Origin of the sequence: Halomonas sp. 707D4, assembly GCF_024158685.1 — a bacterium.
GTDB lineage: Bacteria > Pseudomonadota > Gammaproteobacteria > Pseudomonadales > Halomonadaceae > Vreelandella.
This window is the reverse complement of the sequence record NZ_JAMZBD010000703.1, coordinates 1-1,186: the sequence shown is the minus strand read 5'-3', so window position 1 is coordinate 1,186 and position 1,186 is coordinate 1. Positions and strand designations below refer to the sequence as shown.

The following is a 1,186-nucleotide window of genomic DNA, read 5'->3' as shown; positions in this document are numbered from 1 at the left end:
GAGCTCGCGCATGCGAAACAGGATCCAGTTGCGGCGGATCAATGAGCGCTCGGAGTTGGCCAGCGGGTTGAACGCCGAAGGGGCCTTGGGCAGGCCCGCGATCATCGCGGTTTCCGCCAGGGTCAGCTCGGAGAGCGGCTTGTCGTAGTAGGTTTCGGCGGCGGTGGCGATCCCGTAGGCGCGGTTGCCGAGAAAGATCTTGTTGACGTAGAGCGAAAAGATCTGCTGCTTGGAGAGGACCTGCTCCATCTGCAGCGCCAGCAGGATCTCGCGGATCTTGCGGGTGAAGGTCTGGTCCAGCGTCAGCATGTAGTTACGCGCCACCTGCATGGTGATGGTGGAGCCACCGGATTGGATCGAGCCGCCACTGCGGGCGAGCTCCACCGCGGCGCGGGCCAGGCCTCGCGGATCGACCCCGGCGTGCTCGAAGAAGCTCGCGTCCTCGGCGGCGATCAGGGCGTTGATCATGTCCTGGGGGATCTCGTCGTAGTCCACCACCATGCGCCGCTCTTCGCCGAACTCGCCGATCAGGCGGCCGTCGCTGGTGAAGATGCGCAGCGGCGTGTGAAGCTCGAAGTCCTGCAATTGGCGAACGTCGGGAAGCCCCGGCGAGAAGTAGATGGCCGCTGCCACTACCGCCAGCACGATGGCGCCGGCAACGGCCACCACCAGCGAGAAGAGTGAAACGAGGAGGGTGCGAAGAAACGTCATGAACAGAGGGTATCCGTGAAAAGAGGATCAGTGCGGCGCTTTAGCGGCCGCATTGCGCAATTGGTCACCATTATAAGAAGGCATGTCGGCGGCCACCAGTATTGATATGACTTGATTGGCTTGACGGTGTGAGGCGCCTAAAAATAATGTAATCTCGCTATACGCATAAGACGATAATACCAAGCGAGACGCCATGCGCTTACTCAAGCCCGGCAAGGGACTGATCGGGGTGGACATCACGTCGGCCACCGTCAAGCTCCTCGAACTCAAGCAGCTGGACAACAGCTACCAGGTCGAGAGCTACGCCGTACGCCCGCTCAGGGAGGGCGCCGTGGTGGAGCGGCGCATTCGCGACATCGTCGATGTGGCCAGGGTCTTGCGCAACGCCGTCGAGCACGCCCGCCCCTCCACCAAGAAGGCCGCCGTGGCCGTGCCGGCCAGCGCCGCCATCACCAAGACGCTGACCTTCCCCGCA

Annotated in this window: 2 protein-coding genes; one reads left to right on the top strand and one right to left on the bottom strand. The window is 62.7% G+C overall.

Features of this window, described 5'->3' with window-relative positions:
- A partial coding sequence (locus BIS11_RS18045; protein ID WP_253586791.1) for a transglycosylase domain-containing protein occupies positions 1–711 on the bottom strand: 711 nt, incomplete at its 3' end.
- Positions 712–904: 193 nt separating this feature from the next.
- Between BIS11_RS18045 and pilM the strand changes: the two genes are divergently transcribed.
- Positions 905–1,186, top strand: a 282-nt coding sequence (gene pilM / locus BIS11_RS18040; protein ID WP_253586790.1) for a pilus assembly protein PilM, incomplete at its 3' end; no start/stop codon positions are given.